The organism is Corynebacterium sp. HMSC074C03, assembly GCF_001838285.1.
GTDB lineage: Bacteria > Actinomycetota > Actinomycetes > Mycobacteriales > Mycobacteriaceae > Corynebacterium > Corynebacterium amycolatum.
Map to the genome: position 1 here is coordinate 21976 of NZ_KV836192.1, position 19889 is coordinate 41864.

Here is a 19889-nt window from a genome sequence, read left to right on the forward strand (position 1 = left end):
AGTCTCAACCGGCATCATGGAGGGCATGATCACGGTTGAACGACTCAGCAAGAAGTACGGCTCGAAATTAGCCGTCGATGACCTGTCCTTCACCGTTCCCGACGGTGTAGTGACAGGTTTTCTCGGCCCAAACGGCTCCGGCAAGTCCACCACCATGCGCTGCATGCTGGGCCTCGATGCCCCGACCACGGGCCAGGCCTTGTTCACCGGAACGGATTCGCAGGGCAACACCTACAGCAACCAGCCCTTTTCCACGCTGAAGAATAAGCCCAGCGTCGCGGGCGCGATTCTGGATGCGACGTGGCACAACAAGGCTCGTTCGGGCCGCGCTCATCTGCGGGCCCTCGCCCGCGGTGCCGGCATCCCCGACACCCGCGTGGAGGAGTGCCTCGAGCAAGTCGGCATGACCGAGGCCGCGAAGGACAAGGTCGGCGGCTATTCGCTGGGTATGAAGCAGCGTCTGGGAGTGGCGGCGGCATTGCTCGGCAAGCCGCAGCATCTGATCTTGGATGAGCCGGTCAACGGTCTCGACCCGGAAGGCGTCTCGTGGATGCGCCACACCATCAAGGCCCTGGCCGCACAGGGCTGCGCTGTGCTCGTGTCGTCGCACCTTCTTTCCGAGATGCAGCTCACCGCCGACCGCATCGTCGTCATCGGCCGCGGCCGCATGATCGGCGAGTACAGCATGGATGAATTCCTCGCTGACGGCACGGTCGTCGAAGTGGAGGTCGATGACCCCGCTCGGCTGCTGCAGGCGTTGGGGCCGGTGGCGCAGGGGGTTGACGTCGATAAGCAATTGCGCATTCCGCTTTACGACGGCATCAGCGAGCAGCAACTCCGCCGCGACATTGCGGCCGCTGCTCTGCGTGAGGGGCTGCTCGTGACGCGGTTGAACACGAAGCGCGACAATCTGGAGGAGAAGTTCCTGGCTGCGACCCAGGACTCGCAGGAGTACCGCGCGCAGGCGATTGGGCAGTAGGGGAGTGACTGAGATGAGTTTTGGAAACGCTTTGCGGTCGGAGTGGACGAAGCTAGCCAGCCTGCGTGGCACGTGGGTGTATGTGGTGCTGTTGGTGGGCTCGATAGCTGGGCCGATGGCGGCTTTCAGTATGGCGGCGGACGCTGGTGCGACAGCTGATTGGGAATTGCTGTTGTTGGGGACGGTGATCTTCAACATGATTGTGATTGCCTTTGGTGGCTCCACCCTGGCGGGTGAGTACAACGATCAGATGAATGCGCATGCGTTCTTGACGCAGGACCGAAGGAGCTCGTGGCTTTCGGCGCGGATGACGCTGACGCTTGTGTTGATTGCTGTCTGTTGGGTCATCGGTGTGGCGCTTGCGTGGTTGGCGGTGACGGTTTCGCCGCGCGTCGAGTTCAAGGGCGGCGACGCTGCCCCGGACATTCTCGCCGGAGTGCTCGGCTTTGTTGTGTTTGGGCTGATCGCGATGTCGCTGGGTGTGTTGACACGCTCGCGCGTTGCCGCTGTCGCTATTCCGCTGGTGTGGATCCTGGTGGTGGAGAGCATGCTGGAGTTCGCGGCGCTCGCGTATGCGATTTTCCGGCCACTGTGGCTGGTCACGCCGGGGGCGCGCATTCAGCAGTTGTCAACGCAGCTGGGCGGTCTGATGGCAAACCCGGAGAATCCACGTACTGGCTTTGAAGCAGGCATGACGCAGCCGATGTGGTTCAACATCGTGGTGCTGGTGGCCTGGATTGTTGTGGCTGTTGGCGTTGCTCATTGGGCCAATGCCAAGCGAGACGTGAAGTAAAAAGCAATAAGTGCCGCGACTACTCGCATCTCAGGCGAGGTCGCGGCACTTTTTTCGTCGTTAAGCGGGAACGTGCGTGTCGTAGTAGCCTTCGCGGCGCTTGACCCACGCGATGACGGCGTAGGTGATTGGCATGACTACGATTTCGACGGCGGTCTTCCAAATGAAGCCGACGATGACGTAGTTGACGAAGGTGCCCCAGGTGTCGATGCCGATGGCGGTGGCGGCGATGGAGCAGAAGATGAGCGTATCGACGAACTCACCAACCACAGTCGAGCCCATCAGGCGCGCCCAGAGAGCCTTTTCGCCAGTGCGCTTCTTAATGGCGTTGAGCGACCAGGCGTTGAGTAGCTGACCGACGACATAACCGGCCAGACCTGCGAGAACAAGCTGCGGGACGGTGCCAAGGACGGTGGCGAATGCTTCCTGATTTTCGTACCACGGTGCCGCCGGGAGCTTGATGGCGGCAAAAAAGCAGAGCATTGCGCCGGCGAGGATGGCGAACCCGGTCCACACGGTGCGGCGGGTGGCTTTGTAGCCGTAGCACTCGGAAAGCACGTCGCCGATGACGTAGCTCAAGGGGAAGAGGAAGAAGGCACCGTCGGTGGCCAGGCCGAAGATTTCCACGCCCTTGGTGGCGGTGATGTTGGAGACGATCAGCACGCCAATGAAAATGGCCGTGAACATCGGGTACAGCGATTTCGGTACCGGGATGTGGCGTGGCGTGGTTGCTGTGGATTCGGACTTAGTTGCGTTCTCGGGCGCGTGCGAGGTGCTCACAGCGGCAGCCTCGGCGTTGCCCGGCCCAGACTTGGGCAGGTTTTCGTTATTTGTCACGGGAGGGAATGTTACCTGCCGGCTAGGGCTCCAAGCGAGTGCCGATGAAGTCTTCGAGGCCGACTTTGCCTTCTGCCGTGAGTTCGAGTCCGCGGGAATTGGGGATTGGGGTCAACCAACCCTTTGAAATGAGGCCACGCAGGAGCGCGGCGCCGAGCGATCCGGCCAGGTGAGAGTCGGCGTGTGTCCAGTCCTTGCAGAGGAACGCTGTCTTCCTGCTTGCGTCGAGGCTGGATAGGCCAGTGCCGAGGTAGGCGAAGCATTTCTCGGCGTTGGGGCCAAAGGTGACGTCCCCGGCGTCGGTGATGAGTGCTTCTTTGGCGAAAAGGGCCCGAGTGAGTTGTACTCCGAGGGATCCTGCTAGGTGGTCGTAGCAAGACCGGGCGAAGGTAACTGCTGGTTGGTGCTCTGGGATGGGTGCGGCAGTGTCGGCGCCGGCAGCCTGGAAAAGATTGGCAATTACCTGGCGTATTGAGGGGCTAGCGATGGAGTAGGTCGCGCTCTTCCCTTGTCGCTCGACATCGACAATTTCGGCTTCGCGGAGGCGTCGAAGATTGTTGGACAGCGTCGATTCGGCGATGTTGGTGGACTCGGCGAGGCTGCGCACGCGAGTCGGACCATTTTTGAGGAGATACTCCAGGATTACCAGGCGCACGGGAGACGAGCATTCCGCGGCGATTGCGGCTGCCTGCTCGAAGTACGTGCGCTGTTTCATGGTGTTAGCGAATCACTTTGCGGTGTTCGAAGCAAGTGGTTGTAAGCGAAAGGGTGGGCTGAACGGGCGTTTTGCGGTTTTTTTGGGCGTGACGACGTAAGGTGCTGCGAGTTAGTTCTGTCGAAAGTCTAGTCATCCAAACTATTTTGTGAAAACATACTTTCCATAACCAGAAAGTATGAAATGGCCGGAGGGGTGGAGATGACAGGTTTGGCAGGTGCGGCAGGTGACGCTAACGCGAAGGCTGCAAAGGCTGCGGGTGTTACTGATGCTGTTGATGCCCGAGCGAACGCTATGAAGACTGCGGGCGCTACAAAAACCGCCAACGTCCGAGATGGAGCAGCGCTAGCGCTTGGGCTGGTCATCGTAGTGATTGGCAGCACGATGCCCTCCGGTCTATATGCCATCTATCAGCGCGACTGGGGGCTGAGCACCGATAAAACCGTGGTGGTTTTTGCCTGCTACGCAGTAGGGGTCATCGTTACGCTGACCTATGGCCACTTGTCGGATTCGCTCGGGCGAAAACCCATTGCACTTACCAGCATGGGGCTGTCTCTGGTCTCAACGCTGATGTTCTTGGCGGCGGCGCTGGTCGATTCGCACGAGGCCGTCTTGTATCTCGCTCGAATTGTGTCGGGCTTTTCCGTAGGGTTAGCAACCGGCTCTTTTACTGCGTTATTGCAGGAAAAGTTGTTTACGCAGATTGGAGCTCTCACGAGCACGGTTGCTGTTTCCGGAGCATTGGCTTTGGGGCCGTTGGCCTCGGCTGTGGTGGCACAGTTTTCATCGTCGCCACTGCAGATGCCGTACTGGATTTACGCAGCATTGACTGTGGTTTCGATGGTTGGTGTCGCGCGCGTGCGGGAGCGTAGCTTCGAGAGACATTCGGTGAGCTGGCGGCCGCAGTTTGGTGTGGCTCGGGATGTGATTCGAGTTTTCATTCCGGGAGCGTTAGCGATTGGTTGTGCGTATGGAGTCAACGGTCTCTTCCAGTCCGTAGTCCCGCTGGCTGCGAAGGATATGGGCTTCGATACGCAGCTAAAGATTGCGTCGATTACAGCTTTGATGCTCGGAGTGTCGGCAGTGACTCAGGTGATGCTCGGGCGGAGGGTTCAGCGGGTCTCGTATCCGGTGGGGCTGGTGATTCTCGCGCTCGGGCTGGGCGGCGTAACGCTGAGTTTGCTTAGCTCAACTGCTGTTTTGCTGATTATCGCAACTGCTATCTGTGGTATCGGCCAAGGGATCTCTTTCAAGTATTCGCTGCTGCGGGTTTCAGAGGCGGCACGTGGAAAGAATCTTGCTGCGACTGTTTCCAGCTACTACATCGTGGGCTATGTGGGAACGGCAGTTGGCCCGCTCGCGGCGGGACTGAGTGGCGGAAGTAGCGCGGTGGTTGGAATTGTTTGTATCGCATTCGCAGTGCTATCCGTTGCGGTCGCAGTGGCGGGTAGTCGGCAAGCTGCGAAAGCCGTGACGGCTACGGAAAATACGGCAGCTACGTAGAGCGCGCGACATTAACTACCGTTGTAGCCATGTCGTCTAATTCATTCACCGGCCGCTACGCTCCCTCGCCGACCGGTCGGCTGCACCTGGGAAACCTGCGTACCGCAGTGTTGGCCTGGGCGCACGCGCGCGCGCAGAGCGGTCGCTTCATCGTGCGTATCGAGGACATCGACCGCCAGCGCTCCCGCCCCGAGTATGAGGCGCAGCAGCTCGCCGATCTCGAGGCCATCGGCATCGACTGGGATGGCACTCCGGTTCGCCAGTCCGAACGCTCTGAGCTGTATGAATCCGCGCTCGCCGACCTCACGCAACGCGGCCTGACTTATCCCTGCTTCTGCACGCGCCGCGAAATCCTCGCAGCCTCCTCCGCGCCCCATGGCGTGCCGGGGCAGTATCCCGGCACGTGCCGTTCGCTTGACGACGAGCACCTCGCCGCGAAAAAAGCCGAATTTGCGGCGGCGGGGAGAAGGCCGTCGATACGCCTGAAATCGCAGGTGCGTGAGGGGACTGCGACCGATGAGCTGCATGGCGAGATTACCGCCCCGATCGATGACTTTGTCCTTCAGCGTGCCGATGGCATGTGGGCGTACAACCTCGCGGTCGTCGTCGACGACGCGGAGCAGGGTGTCACTGAAGTCGTGCGTGGTGATGACCTGATGTCCTCCGCCCCGCGGCAGGGGTACTTAGCTGGTCTTTTGGGGTATGCGACGCCTTCGTTCGTGCACGTGCCGCTGGTGGTGAACTCTGAAGGACGGCGACTGTCCAAGCGTGATGGTGACGTGACTCTCGGCGAGGTGCCCGTGGGTGCAGCGCAGCGGTGGATTCTGGATTCGCTCGGTGGCGGTGTTGGTAGCGATGGTGGCGATGGTAGTGATGGTGGCGCGAGCGCAGGGCTCGACTCCATCGCTGACCTCCCGGAAGCCTTGCGTGCGGGTCTGAAAATTCCTCGCGGACAGGTGATTTTCTAGGGCCCGCCGAGAACTACGGCTAGTGCATACGTTAGGGGCAAGAGTGCGAATGCAACTAGTGCCGCTACGATTGTCAAACCGTTTGACCGGGCTTTTAGCGCTGTTAGGAAGCTGATTAGGCCGAATCCGAAGACGCCGACAGCGAGGGGTATTGTCCAGGCATCGGAGAGTGCAGTGCTGACGAAAAACAGTCCAATGTAGCAAGTCAGGGCTAAGAGGAGTGCGGCAGCTGCGAAATTGCGGAAGCGATTCATGGTACGAGGCCTAGGACTCCGCTAGAGGATCTTTGCCACCTAATTTCATTTCGAAGCGCTTGTAATCCTCGAGGGAAGCGAAGTGGCGAGAATAGATGTCGATGTCTGTATCGACGCGACCGTAAAGAGCGGGGGCGACATCTACGATGTGGCGCAACGTGACAGATCCTCCCGAGTGGGAAGGCTCTTCTGGGGCTGATTCATTTTCGTGGGCTAATGCTTCGACCTGCGCGTATGCGGCACTATCAGAATCGGCAAAGACAATGTATAAGTCCTCACGGAAGAAGCTCTCATTCACTGAGGTTGAATCTCTTTGCTTTGTTAACTCAAAAACTGCAATTCCGATGTATGGTTCCATCTATTTTTCCGTTCTTAGATTGCCACCTAGTTCAGTACGAATTTGAGGCTTTCTTACTGGACGCCACGTTTACTCGAATTGATAAACATTGGATTGTTGCTGAAACCTGCGCTTACCCTATCACTGCCGTTACCCTCGGGGCATGCCTACTCTTCTTGTCGTCCACCATTCCCCGACCCCGCTTCTGCAGGAAGTCCTAAGCCACGCGCTCGAGGGTGCCAACGATCCCGCGCTAGAGGGCGTGAATGTCAAGGTCGTCGAGGCTCTCGATGCCACCATCGATGACCTGACCAGCGCCGACGCCATCCTGCTCGGCACCTCCGCCAACTTCGGTTACATCTCCGGCGCGCTCAAGCACTTCTTCGACACCACCTTCCGGGAGGCGCAGGAAGTCACCAAGGGGCTGCCATTTTCCTACTGGATCCGCGGCGGCTTCGACACCACCGGCGCGGAAAACGCCATGAAAACCATCACGACCGGCTACAAGTGGGAGCTTGCGGCCGAACCCGTCGTGTTTGTCGGTTCGCTTGACGACGACATCTCCGACCGCCTAGTAAATCTCGGTGGCACCATGGCTGCCCAAATTTTGGGCTGATTGAAGATTTAGTGTCGGGGCCGTGAAATAATGGCCTGGTGAAAAATTTTGGGGCACAGGGGTCGCAGGTGACGTCGTCAAGCGAGAAAAACCGCAAGCCCATGATGAGTCTGCTGGGGCCTGCGTTTGTGGCGGCGATTGCCTACGTGGACCCCGGAAATGTGGCTGCGAACCTGTCTGCGGGGGCTAGCTACGGGTATCTACTGCTGTGGGTGCTGGTGGTTTCCAACCTCATGGCGATGGTTGTGCAGTACCTGTCGGCGAAGTACGGCCTGGTGACGGGGCGGTCGCTGACTGCAGGTGTTGCCGACCGCTTTGGTTCGAACCGGCCGGGGCGACTGGCGTACTGGGTGCAGGCCGAGATTGTGGCAGCAGCGACGGATGTGGCGGAAATTATTGGTGGTGCCACCGCGTTGTATCTGCTTTTCGGGACGCCGATGCTGCTCGGTGGCGTCATTGTTGGTGTGGTCTCGCTGGGGCTGTTGCTGTTGCAGGGTGGGCGTTCGCAACGCACTTTTGAAGGCGTGATTGTGGCGTTCCTGCTGGTCATTACGGTGGGGTTCCTGGCCGGGCTGTTTGTCACGGGCTTGAGTCTCGGGGAGATGGCCAGCGGAATTCTGCCGCGCTTCCAAGGCGCGCACACCGTGGTGCTGGCGGCGTCCATGCTGGGCGCGACCGTGATGCCGCATGCGGTCTACCTGCACTCCGGGCTGGTGCGCGACCGCGAGTACAAGGTGGAAGATGACGCCTCGCTGCGCCAACACCTGCGTGCCACGCGTATCGATGTCTTCGGTGCGCTCGTGCTGGCCGGGTCGGTGAATATCGGCATGCTGTGTCTTGCGGCCGAAGCGCTCCCGGGGGTGGAGGGGACTGACTCTATCGAAGGCGCCCACGCCGCTGTGACCAGCGCACTTGGTCCCGTGGTGGGCATACTTTTCGGCGTTGGGCTGTTGGCCTCCGGGCTGGCGTCGTCCTCTGTCGGCTGCTACGCCGGCGACCTGATTATGCGTGACCTGTTGAAAGTGCACGTGCCGATGCTGGTGCGCCGCATAGTCACCATCATTCCGGCGCTGCTCATTATCGCCAGCGGCGTGGAGCCGACCTGGGCGCTGGTGCTCAGCCAGGTGGTGCTGTCGATTGGTATCCCGTTTGCGCTGGTCCCGCTGGTGCGCATGACCTCCTCGCGTGCCGAGATGGGCATCTGGGCCAACACCCCACTACTGCGCCGGGTCGCGTGGGTTATTTGCGGACTCATCATCGCGCTCAACGTGGCGCTGGTGGTCCTGGTGCTGATGGGGAAGGGGTAGTCAGCGGGCGAGGTGGAAGGCGGTAGCTTTCGGGAGTGGCGGGGGAGGGTGTCGTCGTAAAGCGCGCGGGCGATGGTAGACAAAGCTGTCTAGTTGGTGTTAGGGTGGGCGACACGATCACAAGATATCGACGAGAAATGGCCTTTGACAGCGTCGATAGGCAACCGCCCGATTCGCGGACCCGGTGCCCCAAAGGAAGATCAGCCCCACAGACCGCCTGCGGGGAAGAGCGAATAGGAGCGCAAAATGCACACCACAATAAGCGACGTCCACATCATCCACCTCAGCCGTCACACCGCTGACCTCATCGTCGACGGCCGACCCGTCGCCATCCGGCTGCAAGAAGCCGACATCGACCCCCACTCCCGGAATCTCGTCCAACTCCCCGTCGACCCCGCCTTCTACGCCACCCTCCGCGGCCAACAACGCGCCGACTACCTCAGCGCCCACGTCCGCGACGGCGTGCGCTACGGTCGCATCCTCTGGCACGAGCTTGACGACGGCCGCCACTTCCTCACCATCCCCATCATCGGCGGCTACCACGTGCACCAGGTCTTTGAAGTCCGCCGCAGCCGCGAAGGAGTGTGGAGCCGACACTGAGCGTGGTTTCGTGAGCGTGCCCGGCTCTGGCACGATGAGTGCGTCTGGTGTGTCTGGCGTGATGAGCGTGGTGCGTCTGGTGGGATGAGCGCGGCGCGGATGCGAGCGGGTAACTCTCCGCCTAGCCTTGGGATATGCAGGTACGAGACTCCGCAACACCCCCGTTCTGGCCCACCGAAGGCGAAGGTGACTTCTACACCGACGCCGCCGCAGCCGTCGACCGGCTCACCGAAATCCACCGGGCGGGGATGGCCTACCTAGTCGAGCAGTACACCGCCGCCACTAACGGAGATTCCGGGAGTGGGCCGGTGCGCGCCTACTACCCCGAACTACGCTTCACCGTCCCGGCCGGCAGCGCCGTCGAGGATGTCGACCCCTCCCTGTCACACGGCTTCGTCGACCGCCCGGGAGTGTACGCCACCACTATCACCCGCCCGGTGATGTTCCGCACCTACCTCATCGAGCAAATCAACGACCTGCTCGCCAACCACGGCGGCGAAGTCGAGGTGCGCGTCTCCGACCAGCCCATCCCACTCCGGATGTGCCGCGGCTTCGATGCGGCTGCCGAAGAAGCGGCGGGGAGGGAAGGAGCGTCGGCAAGCATGTTGGCGGCAGTGGAGAAAACATTCACCCCCATCGACTCCGCCTGCATTGACGACACCATCGCCGACGGCGAAGCCGACTACCTGGGCCTTCTCATCAAACCTTTGAGCCTCTTTACCGCCCAGCGCATCGACCTCGCCCTCCAGCGACTCGAGCACTACACCGGCTCGCACGCCGCCAACATCCAGCGCTTCGTGCTGTTTACCAACTACCAGCTGCACACCGACGTGTTCCTCGAGTACGCCGCCACCCTCACTCCCGGAAATCCGCACGGGTACACGGCGCTGGCGTGCCCGGGTGGGAAGCGCTACGACATCGGCGCCATCCCCACTCCCGGAATTTGCCGTCAGGATGCGCATGCCTCGCAAATGCCGGCATACCACCTGCTTCGCGACGACAAATGCGGCATCACCATCATTGACATCGGTGTCGGCCCTTCCAACGCCAAAACCATCACCGACTGTCTCGCCGTCACGCGTCCGCACTGCTGGATGATGGTCGGACACTGTGCTGGCCTCGACGGTCGCATGCGCATCGGCGACATGATTCTCGCCAACGGCTACGACCGCGCCGACGGAGTCCTCGACAACTACGTGCCCCTGGAAAAGCCCATCCCGCCGATTGCGGAAATTCAGCTCGCCGTCACCAATGCACTCGCCCGCGTCTCCGGACTCACCGGCGACGAACTGAAAAAGCGCCTACGCACCGGCACCGTGCTGTCGACCTCAGACCGCAACTGGGAGTGGCGCTCCCAGACCGACCTCTACCGGGAACTGCAGAAATCCACCGCCATCGGCGTCGAAATGGAATCCGCCACCATCGCCGCCAACGGCTACCGCTTCCGCGTGCCCTACGGCGCGCTGCTCAGTGTCTCCGACATGCCACTGCACGACAAACCCAAACTCCCGAAATCCGCCCGCGAGTTCTACCAATCCTCCAAGGAAGAGCACCTCATGGCCGCAGTGCGCGCGTGCGAGGACATGGCCGCCGCTCCCGACACCCTCCACTCCCGGAAGTTGCGCCGGCCGGTGGGAGAGGTCGCGTTCCGATAGGGCACTTTCGGGAGTGCGTCGTCAAGCCCGTTTGTGCAGATTGTGCATGCTTTACGACGGCTGTGGATAACGCCAAAAAGCGATTGAAGCCACCCACTCCCGGACACTAGCCTTAGCCCCATGACGACATTGGGACTGCTCAGCGCGCTGGCGACACGGGGGATTGACGTGCTCGCCGACCTGCGCGCCGCACTCCCGGAAAAATCCACCGGGCACCGGGAGTTGGCGGCCAGCATCGGCTTCGACCCCTTCCGGCTCAAGCGCCTGCTGCGCTGCGCCGAGCGGCTGTTCGGCACCGTCGAGGGCGATGTTGATGTCGAATCCCGCGACAAAGCCGTCGCAATCGCCCGGGAGCTGAAGCTGTCGCTGGACACGGTCATGCAGATTGACAAGCGCTCCGGGCAGCTCAACAACGTCGAAATCCGGGAGTACTACCGCCTGGACTTCACCCGCGCCGCCGCGGCCTACGACTTCGAGGGCCTCGACACCTACATGCGCACCAAGGTCAAGGAGCTCAACCGCACCGACGAGCCGCCGCAGCACCTGCGTGCCCACGTCTCCCGGAATCCGGACATTCGCGGGATGAAGCACCTGCAGGTCACCGGTCCGGCGAACATGATTGACGACCTGGTCGCGCCGCTGACCGTGCGCGCAGCCGAAATCGCCAAAGCACACGAGGACTACACCCGGGATCGGTGCGTCGGCCAAGCACTGGCAGAGCGCCTGGCGCACGGGTCGGAGGGGCCGCTTGACGACGTCGATAAGCTCCGTTACCAGCCCGCGCTCATCGTAACCGCGCAGGACATCGTGGAGTACAGCCCGCGGTTTGCAGCGACCTCCAACGGGTCCGTCCTCACTCCCGGACAATTCGTCGAGGCGCTGCTCGCAGACACCGGCTGGGTGCTGGTCTACGACGAGCACAACACGCCGACCGACCTACTCCCGATACACAACCCGCGTCTGGCGACGGAGGAACAGCGCATTGCGATGATCCTCGACAATCCCATCTGCGCGTGGCCCGGGTGCCCGCGCCCCGCCCACGCCGGGCAGGCCCATCACCTGGTCGCCAGGAAAAACGGGGGCGCCACGACCATGGAAAACATGGTTATGACCTGCAAAGAGCACAACGCCGCCAACGATGACGACAGGCAAGGCCTCAACGGGTACCTCGAGCGTGACGACGGTTCCGGCGCGGTCTACCGTCACCCGCCGTCTCCGCACGCGCCGCCCGAATTCAACCTTGCCTTCCCGACAGCTCTCGCGGGGCGGGCCTACTCGGGCTACCGTCAGCGCGAATAGCTTTACAAGCATACCCGTAGGGGGTATATGTTGGGGTATGGCTAATCAAGCTTTTACTGTTACTGGCATGACATGCGGACACTGCGAGGCATCGGTGCGGGAGGAAGTCTCTGAACTCCCGGGAATCACCGATGTCCAGGTTGACCGCTCCCGGAATTTCCTCTCCGTGACTTCGGAGGCAGACATCGACACCGCTGCCGTAATCGCAGCAGTGGATGAAGCTGGCTACAAGGCGGTCGCAAACTAACCCCCAAAAAAGAGGAAAGCAGATGTCCGATCAGCAACTTCTCACTCTTGATATCCCCGTCGGCGGGATGACGTGTGCGTCGTGCGCAAACCGTATTCAACGCAAGCTGAACAAACTTGATGGAGTTAACGCGAGTGTGAACTATGCGACCGAGAAAGCGCATGTGGAGGCGCCGGCGGACATCAACCCGCAGCAACTCATCGACACGATCGTGGCGGCGGGTTACACCGCTGAGCTTCCGAGGGAAGAGACCGCAGAGGAACCGGGAGCTGCTCCCGAAGAAAAAGACCGGGAGCTGCAGGACCTGCGCAATCGCGTCGTCGGCGCTGTCATCCTCACGGTTCCCGTCATCGCGATGTCGATGATTCCTGCCCTCCAATTCACTAATTGGCAGTGGCTGTGCCTCACGCTCTCGGCGCCGGTCTTTGTGTGGGCCGGCTGGCCGTTCCATCGCGCGACGCTGAAGAACCTGCGTCATGGTGAAGTCACCATGGACACGCTGATCACCATGGGTACGACCGCCTCGTTCCTCTGGAGTGTCTGGGCGTTGTTCTTCGGGCGCGCCGGGCTGCCGGGGCTTAAGCACGAGTTCCACTTAACGGTCACTCCCGGCGATGCTGATATGAACATCTACCTCGAGGCGATGGCCGGCATCATCATGTTTGTGCTGCTCGGTCGTTATTTCGAGAAGCGTTCTAAGCGCAATGCTGGTCAGGCGCTCCGGGAGTTGATGAAGCTCGGCGCCAAGGAGGTCTCCGTTCTCGAAAGTTCGGGAGTGGAGAAGAGGCTGCCCGTGGAGCAGCTCCGCCCGGGAGTGGTGTTCGTCGTTAGGCCTGGTGAGAAGATCGCGACGGACGGCGTTGTCGTGGAGGGCACGTCGGCGGTGGATGCGTCGATGCTGACCGGCGAGCCGATGCCTGTCGAGGTCGGCCCTGGCGATGAGGTGACGGGGGCGACGATTAACACGTCCGGGCGGCTGCTTGTGCGGGCGACGCGCGTGGGCTCGGAGACGCAGTTGGCGCAGATGGCAGCGATGGTCGAGGCGGCGCAGACGGGCAAGGCACCGGTGCAGCGGCTGGCGGATCGGGTTTCGGGAGTGTTCGTGCCCGCCGTCATCGCGATCGCCGCGGTCACGCTCGGTGCGTGGTTACTCACGGGGCACGGCGCGAGTGAGGCGGTCACGGCTGCGGTCGCCGTGCTCATCATCGCGTGCCCGTGTGCGCTTGGCTTAGCGACGCCCACAGCGCTCCTGGTCGGCACGAGTGAAGGTGCCAAGGCGGGTGTGTTGCTGCGCGGCCCGGAGGTGCTGGAGTCGGCGCGGAAGGTCGACACGGTTGTGCTGGATAAGACCGGCACGGTGACTACGGGTGTGATGGAGTTGACGGAGGTTCCTCCCACTCCCGAAAATCTGGTGCCGCTTGCCGCTTCGGTGGAAGCAGCGTCGCACCACCCGATTGCGCAGGCAATTGTGCGTGCGGCAGATCCGGATTCCCTACTCCCGGTTTCTGATTTCCGGGATATTCCGGGAGTGGGGGTTGAGGGCACCGTAGACGGCCACCGCATCGAGGTCGGCCGCTCCGGGGAAAATTCCGGGAGTGGGGGGACGGTGGTTGCGGTGCGCCGCGACGGCGAGCTCCTGGGCACGTTGGAGGTGTCGGATTCGGTGAAGCCGACGTCGGCGGCTGCGGTCGCGAAATTCCGGGAGTGGGGGGTGCGGCCGATTCTGCTGACCGGCGACGCCGCCGGCCCTGCGTTTCGCGTTGCGGATGAGGTCGGTATTGCTCGCGAGGACGTGATTTCGGGAGTGATGCCGGAGGATAAGGTCGCGACGATTGAGAAGTTGCAGGCCAGCGGCGCGTCCGTGGCGATGGTTGGCGATGGCATCAATGATGCTGCGGCTCTTGCGCAGGCGGATTTGGGCATGGCGATGGGCACGGGCACCGATGTGGCGATGGAGGCTGCGGATATCACGCTGGTGCGTGGTGATTTGTTGGCGGCTGCGGATGCGCTGCGGCTGTCGCGCCGGACCCTCCGCACGATTCGGTCGAATCTTTTTTGGGCGTTTTTCTATAACGTTTTGGCAATTCCTGTCGCCGCGCTGGGGTTGTTGAATCCGATGTTGGCTGGCGCTGCGATGGCGTTTTCGTCGGTTTTTGTGGTCGGCAACAGTCTGCGTCTGCGCGGTTTTTCTCCGAGTCAACTAGATAATCAAAAGGAGTAACTCATGAGTGAGTCTTGTTGTTCGTCTCAATCGCATTCGCTTGACGACGGTTCTTGCTGCCATGACACCACTGATCCCGGTTATCTCTCGGAGAAGCGGCGTTATGAGTCCCGTATTCGTCGCATTGAGGGGCAGGTTCGTGGCATTGGTCGGATGATTGAGAACGAAGAGTACTGTATTGATGTTTTGACCCAGATTTCGGCGGTGAATTCGGCGTTGAAGTCGTTGGCGTTGACTCTTCTGGATGCTCACCTTCATCACTGCGTGGTGCATGCGGCTGAGGGCGGCCCGGAGGAGTTGGATGCCAAGCTGGAGGAGGCCTCGGCGGCGATTGCTCGACTGGCTAAGTAACTCCCGGAAAAATTCCGGGAGTGGGGTGGCCGTCGTGAAGCGAAACGGCGGTCAGCGGTCGGTGGTCGGCTGTCGTCTTTTACTGCCGGTTGTTGGTTGCACGGGTTGTGGCGGGAGTACCGCTTAGATTCGACGTTTGCACTGGTAGTCGGCGCGTTTTGGGAAAATCGGATTTGTTGGGTAGTCTTTAACGACGTTGGAGGATTCGACTAGCGGCCTATGTCACACGCCTGGAACGCGTGCGGGAGTCACATCCCTCGTGGGTTCAAATCCCACATCCTCCGCAGATTGAAAGCCCCCGGTTCGCGCCGGGGGTTTTCTTATATTTTCAGGCGTATGCGCCACTCCCGGAGTACAGTTAGTTTTGTACGTCGAAGCACGGAGTGGTCATTATGTTTAATAAGCGCCCGAGAATCCGAAGAGCCGGTCGAGACCGTACAGGTGCTCGTTTCGGCTCTTTAGGTTCTGGCCGGAAATTACGAGCTGCCATCGCGGCGGTGTCGGCTGTATCGCTCGCCACGCTGGTGGCGGGTTGTGGTTCGGAGGCTCAGCAGGATTCGGCGCTGGTACTGCGGATTATGGGTCCGGCGGATGGTTCGGATCAGTATGCGCAGGCGGCGCAGAAGTGCTCGGATGCGTCGGGCGGGAAGTATCGCCTGGAGTATGACATTTCGGCGAAGCAGACGGATGATCAGCGTCTTCAGTTGGCTCGTCGCATTGTGGGCGGGGATTCCTCGTTCGACATTATGGGCCTTGATGTGACGTGGACTCCGGAGTTCGCGGAGGCGGGCTGGGCGCTCCCACTCCCGGAAGATATGGCCGAGCGCGTTACGGAGGGTACCCTGTCGGGTCCGTTGGACACTGCGACGTGGCAGGATCAGCTCTACGGGGCGCCGTTGAATACGAATACGCAGCTCCTGTGGTACCGAAAGTCGCTGGTAGATGGACCGCCGAAGACGTGGGATGACTTAATCGCGACGGGGGAGAGGCTCGCCGATGAGGGCAAGGCGTCGATGATTGGCGTCCAGGCTGCCCAGTTTGAGGGCTCGGTGGTGTGGCTCAATTCGATGACCGCGTCGGCGGGCGGTCAGCTGGTCGCGCCGGATGGGCAGTCGGTCACGATCGCGGATAACGATGCCGCGGAGCGCGCCCTGGACACCATGCACCGCGTGGCCACGGCGAAGGGGCATGATCCGTCGATTTCGCAGTCGGATGAGAACCAGGCTCGTCTGGCATTTGACCGCGGCGATGCATTTGCGCAGGTGAATTACCCATTCGTGTATGCCGGTGCGAAGGAGAAGGCGGAGTCGGGAAATCAGGTGGCCAAGGAGGTCTTCGAAGACATGGCCTGGACCACCTACCCGGCGATGGATGAGGGCACACCGGCGCAAGTCACGATTGGTGGGCTTAACCTTGCGGTGCCGTCGACGTCGAAGCACCCGGAGCTCGCTTTCGAGGCCATCGACTGCCTGCGCAATGAGCAAAACCAGCTCAACAACGCGTTGAAGGGTGGTCTGCCGCCGACGTTGACGAAGCTTTACACGCAGGCCACGGATGAATTCAAGGAGGAATACCCGTTTTACCGCGAGATTTACGAGCAGTTGAACACGTTGGAGGAATCCGATTCGGCTGAGCTGTCGCAGGAGGAGCGGGCGCTGTTGCCGTCGCCACGCACGGCCGGTGTGGTGACGCGCCCGAAGTCCCCTGCGTACCAGTCGTTGTCGATTTTGATGGCGTCGCGCATTAGTCCACCGGAGGATGTTGATGCGAAGTCGCTGGTCGGCACGCTTGATGAGGAACTTCAGGCGGCCGTAAACTCGGAAGGCCTGGTGCCGTAAATGTCTGATAAATCTACGAAAACTAAGTCCACGCTTTCCGACGGGCGCCGCGCCGAGCGTCGCCTCGGTCTGCTGTTGGTGGCTCCTGCGCTGATTTTGATGCTGGCGGTGACGGCGTACCCCATTGGGTACGCGATTTGGCTGTCGCTGCAGCGCTATGACCTGCGTTTCCCCGATGACCGCGAGTTTATCGGTCTGCAGAACTACGCATCCGTGTTGACCAGCAGTTATTGGTGGGAAGCGCTGGGCGTGACGGCATTTATCACGCTGGTTTCGGTGGCGGTTGAGCTGGTGCTTGGCATGGCTATCGCGATGGTGATGTACCGCGCGATTTTCGGCCGCGGCCTGATCCGTACGGTGGTGCTGATTCCGTACGGCATCGTCACCGTGGCGGCGGCGTACTCGTGGAATTACGCGTGGACGCCGGGGACGGGGTATCTCGCCAATTTGCTTCCCGACGGCACCGCGCCGCTGACGGAGCAATGGCCGTCGATATTTATCATTATCGGTGCTGAAATTTGGAAGACGACTCCATTCATGGCGCTGCTGCTTCTTGCGGGTCTAGCGCTGGTGCCTGACGACGCGCTCAAGGCAGCCGAGTTGGATGGTGCGGGCTTCTGGCAACGCTTTTTCAAGATCACTCTGCCACTGATGAAGCCATCGATTGTGGTGGCTCTGCTGTTCCGTACGCTGGATGCTTTCCGAGTGTTCGACAACATCTACATTTTGACCAAGGGCAATAACGGCACTGGTTCGGTGTCGATTCTGGGTTACAACAACCTGTTTAAGGCGTTCAACCTGGGTATTGGTTCGGCAATTTCGGTGTTGATTTTTGTGTGCGTGGCGCTGATTGCAATTGTGTTCGTCAAGGGCTTTGGAGCCTCGTCGCCAGGCGCGGCCACGGGCAAGGATAATTAGGAGGCGATTGCTGTGCACAACACGGATAAGACACCGAAGCAACGCGTCGCATGGACAATCGGCATCGCCTTGGTGGTCATTTACGCGCTGGTGCCGGTGCTGTGGATCGCCAGCTTGTCGTTCAAACCGACAACCGATCTGCATGATGGCCACTTCATCCCGCGCAATTGGACGTTGGATAACTACCGCGGCATCTTCCAGACCAGTGAATTTACCCGCGCGCTGATCAACTCGATTGGTATTGGGCTGATTACAACGCTTTTGGCGGTAATTGTCGGCACGATGGCGGCCTACGCAATCGCTCGCCTGGAGTTTCCGGGCAAGTCGGTGATTTTGGGAGTCTCGCTGCTGATTGCCATGTTCCCGCAGGTCTCTCTGGTCAGCCCGTTGTTCGACATCGAGCGCAAGCTCGGTCTGTTCGACACCTGGCCGGGCCTGATTCTGCCGTACATCACTTTCGCACTCCCGATGGCGATCTTTATTCTGTCCTCCTTCTTCCGGGAGATTCCCTGGGAGCTGGAGAAGGCGGCGCAAATGGACGGCGCGACCCCTTTCCAGGCATTCCGCCTGGTGGTGGCGCCGCTGGCGATTCCGGGAATTGTCACCGCTGCAATTCTGGTGTTCATCTTCGCGTGGAATGACTTCCTGTTGGCGGTGTCGTTGACCTCGACGGAGGCGGCACGTACAGCGCCGGCGGCGATGGCGAACTTCACCGGCTCGTCGCAATTTGAGGAGCCGACCGGTTCCATTGCTGCTGCCGCGATTGTCATCACCATTCCGATTGTCATCTTTGTGGTTATTTTCCAACGTCGAATTGTCGCTGGTCTTACCTCCGGCGCAGTGAAGGGCTAAAGAAGGTTAGGGCTAAAAATGGCTGAAATTGAACTAAAGCACGTGTACAAGCGCTTTCCTGATGGTCACATCGGTGTGGAAGACGCGAATCTCAAAATCGACGACGGCGAGTTCATCATCCTCGTCGGCCCCTCCGGTTGCGGTAAGTCGACGATGCTGAACATGATTGCAGGGCTGGAGGACATCTCCGAAGGTGACCTGCTCATCGACGGCGAGCGCATGAACGATGTCGCTCCGAAGGACCGCGATATCGCCATGGTGTTTCAGTCCTACGCGCTGTACCCGCACATGAACGTCCGTGAGAACATCGCTTTCCCGCTCAATCTGGCGAAACTACCGAAGAAGGAAATCGAGAAGAAGGTCAACGAGGCCGCCGAAATTCTCGATCTGACGGAGTTCCTCGACCGCAAGCCCGCGCATCTCTCGGGTGGTCAGCGTCAGCGCGTGGCAATGGGCCGCGCCATCGTCCGCCGACCCAAGGTCTTCCTCATGGACGAGCCTCTTTCCAACCTGGACGCCAAGCTCCGCGTCCAGATGCGCACCGAAATTGCCCAGCTGCAGGAACGCCTCAGCACCACCACTGTCTACGTCACACACGATCAAACTGAGGCCATGACGCTGGGCGACCGCGTCGTTGTGCTGAAAAAGGGCGTTATCCAGCAAATTGGCGCTCCGCAAGAGCTCTACCACCGACCGGTCAACGTCTTCGTCGCCGGCTTCATCGGCTCGCCCGCCATGAACTTTCTGCCCGCCACCGTGCTTGACGACGGCCACAGCGCCGACACCGCCCTGGGCCACCTGCCACTCCCGGAAAAATTTGCCCCGGGCCGGAAGGTTATCGTCGGCTTGCGACCAGAGGCTTTCGAAGACGCCGCCCTGACCGACGACAATTGCGATGCACCAACGGTCGAGGTCGAGGTGTCCGTCCTGGAGGCGATGGGCTCCGAGCAGTTCATTCACTTCCCACTCCCGGAAATTGATTTGAAGGGTCATGCCGCAGCTGAGGAGGCTGGCCTGGCGGATAACCCGCATGCCATGTTGGTGGCTCGAGTCGATGCGGAGTCGAATGTGCGTCGAGGTCAGAAGATTACGTTGGCCATCAACACGGACAAGTTGAATGTCTTTGATTCTGAGTCGGGTGAGAACTTGGCGTTGAAGGCTAAGAACCAAGACTGAGAATCCAGACCAAAAGTGTCGGCCTGACAGTGGCGTGACTTTTTGTACGTAGCTGTAGTAGGCTGTCTTCACGGATCCCATGTGGCGTCCATCTCGTGAACTCCCCCAGGGCAGGAATGCAGCAAGGGTCAGCGAGCTCTGACGGGTGCGTGGGGTCCCCTTTTTTTATCCCCGGCGTTCTTCTGTCACTTGTGGCAAGGTTTCGGGCACTTGTCGACGGTTTCCTGTGACCTATCGATGTTTTTCGGCACTTATCCCCGCGATATTGGCCAGGCCATTTCACCTATCGATGAGCTATTCACTTATGGCCACGCTGCAGCGCATCGATAGGTGAATACCTTGGCCACAAGTGGTCGCGTTTCGCGTTCGCTGGTCTGGAAGAATACTGTGTATGAGCGATGCCAACGACATGCGAGTGCCACC

19 protein-coding genes, 1 tRNA gene, 1 other RNA gene and 1 riboswitch are annotated in these 19889 nt (G+C 60.5%); of the genes, 18 read left to right on the forward strand and 3 right to left on the reverse strand.

All coding sequences use genetic code 11. From position 1 onward, the window contains the following. Positions 1-16: 16 nt before the first annotated feature. Both HMPREF2847_RS01180 and HMPREF2847_RS01185 read left to right on the forward strand, forming a co-directional pair. The gene (locus tag HMPREF2847_RS01180; RefSeq protein WP_187401102.1) at positions 17-979 is read left to right on the forward strand and encodes an ABC transporter ATP-binding protein; all 963 of its coding nucleotides are present in this window, start codon (positions 17-19) and stop codon (positions 977-979) included. Between the two features lie 13 nt (positions 980-992). Next, positions 993-1772, forward strand: coding sequence for an ABC transporter permease (locus HMPREF2847_RS01185; RefSeq protein WP_070851246.1), 780 nt, complete (start codon positions 993-995; stop codon positions 1770-1772). Positions 1773-1832: 60 nt separating this feature from the next. On the opposite strand, the gene HMPREF2847_RS01190 is transcribed toward HMPREF2847_RS01185, so the two are convergent. Together HMPREF2847_RS01190 and HMPREF2847_RS01195 are read right to left on the reverse strand one after the other, a co-directional pair. After that, a complete protein-coding gene (locus HMPREF2847_RS01190) occupies positions 1833-2609 on the reverse strand; it encodes a queuosine precursor transporter (protein ID WP_070851247.1) in 777 nt (258 codons plus the stop codon). A gap of 22 nt (positions 2610-2631) precedes the next feature. Next, entirely contained in the window at positions 2632-3324 is a 693-nt protein-coding gene (locus tag HMPREF2847_RS01195) for an ArsR/SmtB family transcription factor (protein ID WP_070851248.1), read from the reverse strand. A gap of 201 nt (positions 3325-3525) precedes the next feature. Here HMPREF2847_RS01195 and HMPREF2847_RS11185 point away from each other — a divergent pair, with 201 nt between their 5' ends. After that, positions 3526-4827: an MFS transporter gene (locus tag HMPREF2847_RS11185; RefSeq protein WP_168168356.1), complete on the forward strand. Its 1302-nt coding sequence runs from the start codon at positions 3526-3528 to the stop codon at positions 4825-4827. 29 nt (positions 4828-4856) lie between these two features. Beyond that, positions 4857-5795: a tRNA glutamyl-Q(34) synthetase GluQRS gene (gluQRS, locus tag HMPREF2847_RS01205; protein ID WP_070851249.1), complete on the forward strand. Its 939-nt coding sequence runs from the start codon at positions 4857-4859 to the stop codon at positions 5793-5795. A gap of 264 nt (positions 5796-6059) precedes the next feature. Here the strand turns inward: gluQRS and HMPREF2847_RS01215 are convergent, their stop codons facing one another. Then, entirely contained in the window at positions 6060-6407 is a 348-nt protein-coding gene (locus tag HMPREF2847_RS01215) for a DUF4288 domain-containing protein (RefSeq protein WP_070851250.1), read from the reverse strand. A gap of 142 nt (positions 6408-6549) precedes the next feature. Between HMPREF2847_RS01215 and HMPREF2847_RS01220 the strand changes: the two genes are divergently transcribed. From HMPREF2847_RS01220 to ffs, 14 genes are all read left to right on the forward strand, one after another. After that, on the forward strand, positions 6550-7002 hold the full coding sequence (locus tag HMPREF2847_RS01220) for a flavodoxin family protein (RefSeq protein WP_049193847.1): 453 nt from the start codon (positions 6550-6552) through the stop codon (positions 7000-7002). Positions 7003-7070: 68 nt separating this feature from the next. Further along, a complete protein-coding gene (locus tag HMPREF2847_RS01225) occupies positions 7071-8309 on the forward strand; it encodes an Nramp family divalent metal transporter (RefSeq protein ID WP_070851251.1) in 1239 nt (412 codons plus the stop codon). A 115-nt stretch (positions 8310-8424) separates the two neighbouring features. Beyond that, a riboswitch (SAM riboswitch) is annotated at positions 8425-8545 on the forward strand. Between the two features lie 10 nt (positions 8546-8555). After that, on the forward strand, positions 8556-8909 hold the full coding sequence (locus HMPREF2847_RS01230) for a hypothetical protein (protein WP_070851252.1): 354 nt from the start codon (positions 8556-8558) through the stop codon (positions 8907-8909). A gap of 134 nt (positions 8910-9043) precedes the next feature. After that, a complete protein-coding gene (locus tag HMPREF2847_RS01235; RefSeq protein ID WP_070851253.1) occupies positions 9044-10564 on the forward strand; it encodes an AMP nucleosidase in 1521 nt (506 codons plus the stop codon). A 120-nt stretch (positions 10565-10684) separates the two neighbouring features. Beyond that, positions 10685-11863, forward strand: coding sequence for an HNH endonuclease signature motif containing protein (locus HMPREF2847_RS01240; protein WP_070851254.1), 1179 nt, complete (start codon positions 10685-10687; stop codon positions 11861-11863). A gap of 37 nt (positions 11864-11900) precedes the next feature. After that, the gene (locus HMPREF2847_RS01245; protein ID WP_070851255.1) at positions 11901-12110 is read left to right on the forward strand and encodes a heavy-metal-associated domain-containing protein; all 210 of its coding nucleotides are present in this window, start codon (positions 11901-11903) and stop codon (positions 12108-12110) included. A 22-nt stretch (positions 12111-12132) separates the two neighbouring features. Next, positions 12133-14331, forward strand: coding sequence for a heavy metal translocating P-type ATPase (locus tag HMPREF2847_RS01250; RefSeq protein ID WP_070851256.1), 2199 nt, complete (start codon positions 12133-12135; stop codon positions 14329-14331). Between the two features lie 3 nt (positions 14332-14334). Then, positions 14335-14682 (forward strand): metal-sensitive transcriptional regulator, encoded by a 348-nt coding sequence (locus HMPREF2847_RS01255; protein ID WP_070832679.1) that lies wholly within the window; start codon positions 14335-14337, stop codon positions 14680-14682. Between the two features lie 198 nt (positions 14683-14880). Further along, a tRNA-Ser gene (locus HMPREF2847_RS01260) sits at positions 14881-14966 on the forward strand. 108 nt (positions 14967-15074) lie between these two features. Further along, on the forward strand, positions 15075-16520 hold the full coding sequence (locus HMPREF2847_RS01265) for an extracellular solute-binding protein (RefSeq protein WP_083327289.1): 1446 nt from the start codon (positions 15075-15077) through the stop codon (positions 16518-16520). After that, positions 16521-17438, forward strand: a complete 918-nt coding sequence (locus tag HMPREF2847_RS01270; RefSeq protein ID WP_070851257.1) for a carbohydrate ABC transporter permease — start codon at positions 16521-16523, stop codon at positions 17436-17438. Positions 17439-17450: 12 nt separating this feature from the next. Next, on the forward strand, positions 17451-18290 hold the full coding sequence (locus HMPREF2847_RS01275) for a carbohydrate ABC transporter permease (protein ID WP_167836000.1): 840 nt from the start codon (positions 17451-17453) through the stop codon (positions 18288-18290). Between the two features lie 18 nt (positions 18291-18308). Further along, complete coding sequence (locus HMPREF2847_RS01280) at positions 18309-19466, forward strand: ABC transporter ATP-binding protein (protein ID WP_070851258.1); 1158 nt, start codon at positions 18309-18311, stop codon at positions 19464-19466. Positions 19467-19535: 69 nt separating this feature from the next. Next, positions 19536-19630, forward strand: an RNA gene (gene ffs / locus HMPREF2847_RS01285) — signal recognition particle sRNA small type. Positions 19631-19889 lie beyond the last annotated feature (259 nt).

Excerpts from the sequence above, each read along its gene's own strand:
- HMPREF2847_RS01180 (WP_187401102.1), top strand. The coding sequence starts at position 17 with ATGGAGGGCATGATCACGGTTGAACGACTCAGCAAGAAGTACGGCTCG.
- HMPREF2847_RS01185 (WP_070851246.1), top strand. The coding sequence starts at position 993 with ATGAGTTTTGGAAACGCTTTGCGGTCGGAGTGGACGAAGCTAGCCAGC.
- HMPREF2847_RS01195 (WP_070851248.1), bottom strand. The coding sequence starts at position 3,324 with ATGAAACAGCGCACGTACTTCGAGCAGGCAGCCGCAATCGCCGCGGAA.
- HMPREF2847_RS11185 (WP_168168356.1), top strand. The coding sequence starts at position 3,526 with ATGACAGGTTTGGCAGGTGCGGCAGGTGACGCTAACGCGAAGGCTGCA.
- gluQRS (WP_070851249.1), top strand. The coding sequence starts at position 4,857 with ATGTCGTCTAATTCATTCACCGGCCGCTACGCTCCCTCGCCGACCGGT.
- HMPREF2847_RS01215 (WP_070851250.1), bottom strand. The coding sequence starts at position 6,407 with ATGGAACCATACATCGGAATTGCAGTTTTTGAGTTAACAAAGCAAAGA.
- HMPREF2847_RS01220 (WP_049193847.1), top strand. The coding sequence starts at position 6,550 with ATGCCTACTCTTCTTGTCGTCCACCATTCCCCGACCCCGCTTCTGCAG.
- HMPREF2847_RS01230 (WP_070851252.1), top strand. The coding sequence starts at position 8,556 with ATGCACACCACAATAAGCGACGTCCACATCATCCACCTCAGCCGTCAC.
- HMPREF2847_RS01235 (WP_070851253.1), top strand. The coding sequence starts at position 9,044 with ATGCAGGTACGAGACTCCGCAACACCCCCGTTCTGGCCCACCGAAGGC.
- HMPREF2847_RS01240 (WP_070851254.1), top strand. The coding sequence starts at position 10,685 with ATGACGACATTGGGACTGCTCAGCGCGCTGGCGACACGGGGGATTGAC.
- HMPREF2847_RS01245 (WP_070851255.1), top strand. The coding sequence starts at position 11,901 with ATGGCTAATCAAGCTTTTACTGTTACTGGCATGACATGCGGACACTGC.
- HMPREF2847_RS01250 (WP_070851256.1), top strand. The coding sequence starts at position 12,133 with ATGTCCGATCAGCAACTTCTCACTCTTGATATCCCCGTCGGCGGGATG.
- HMPREF2847_RS01255 (WP_070832679.1), top strand. The coding sequence starts at position 14,335 with ATGAGTGAGTCTTGTTGTTCGTCTCAATCGCATTCGCTTGACGACGGT.
- HMPREF2847_RS01265 (WP_083327289.1), top strand. The coding sequence starts at position 15,075 with ATGTTTAATAAGCGCCCGAGAATCCGAAGAGCCGGTCGAGACCGTACA.
- HMPREF2847_RS01270 (WP_070851257.1), top strand. The coding sequence starts at position 16,521 with ATGTCTGATAAATCTACGAAAACTAAGTCCACGCTTTCCGACGGGCGC.
- HMPREF2847_RS01280 (WP_070851258.1), top strand. The coding sequence starts at position 18,309 with ATGGCTGAAATTGAACTAAAGCACGTGTACAAGCGCTTTCCTGATGGT.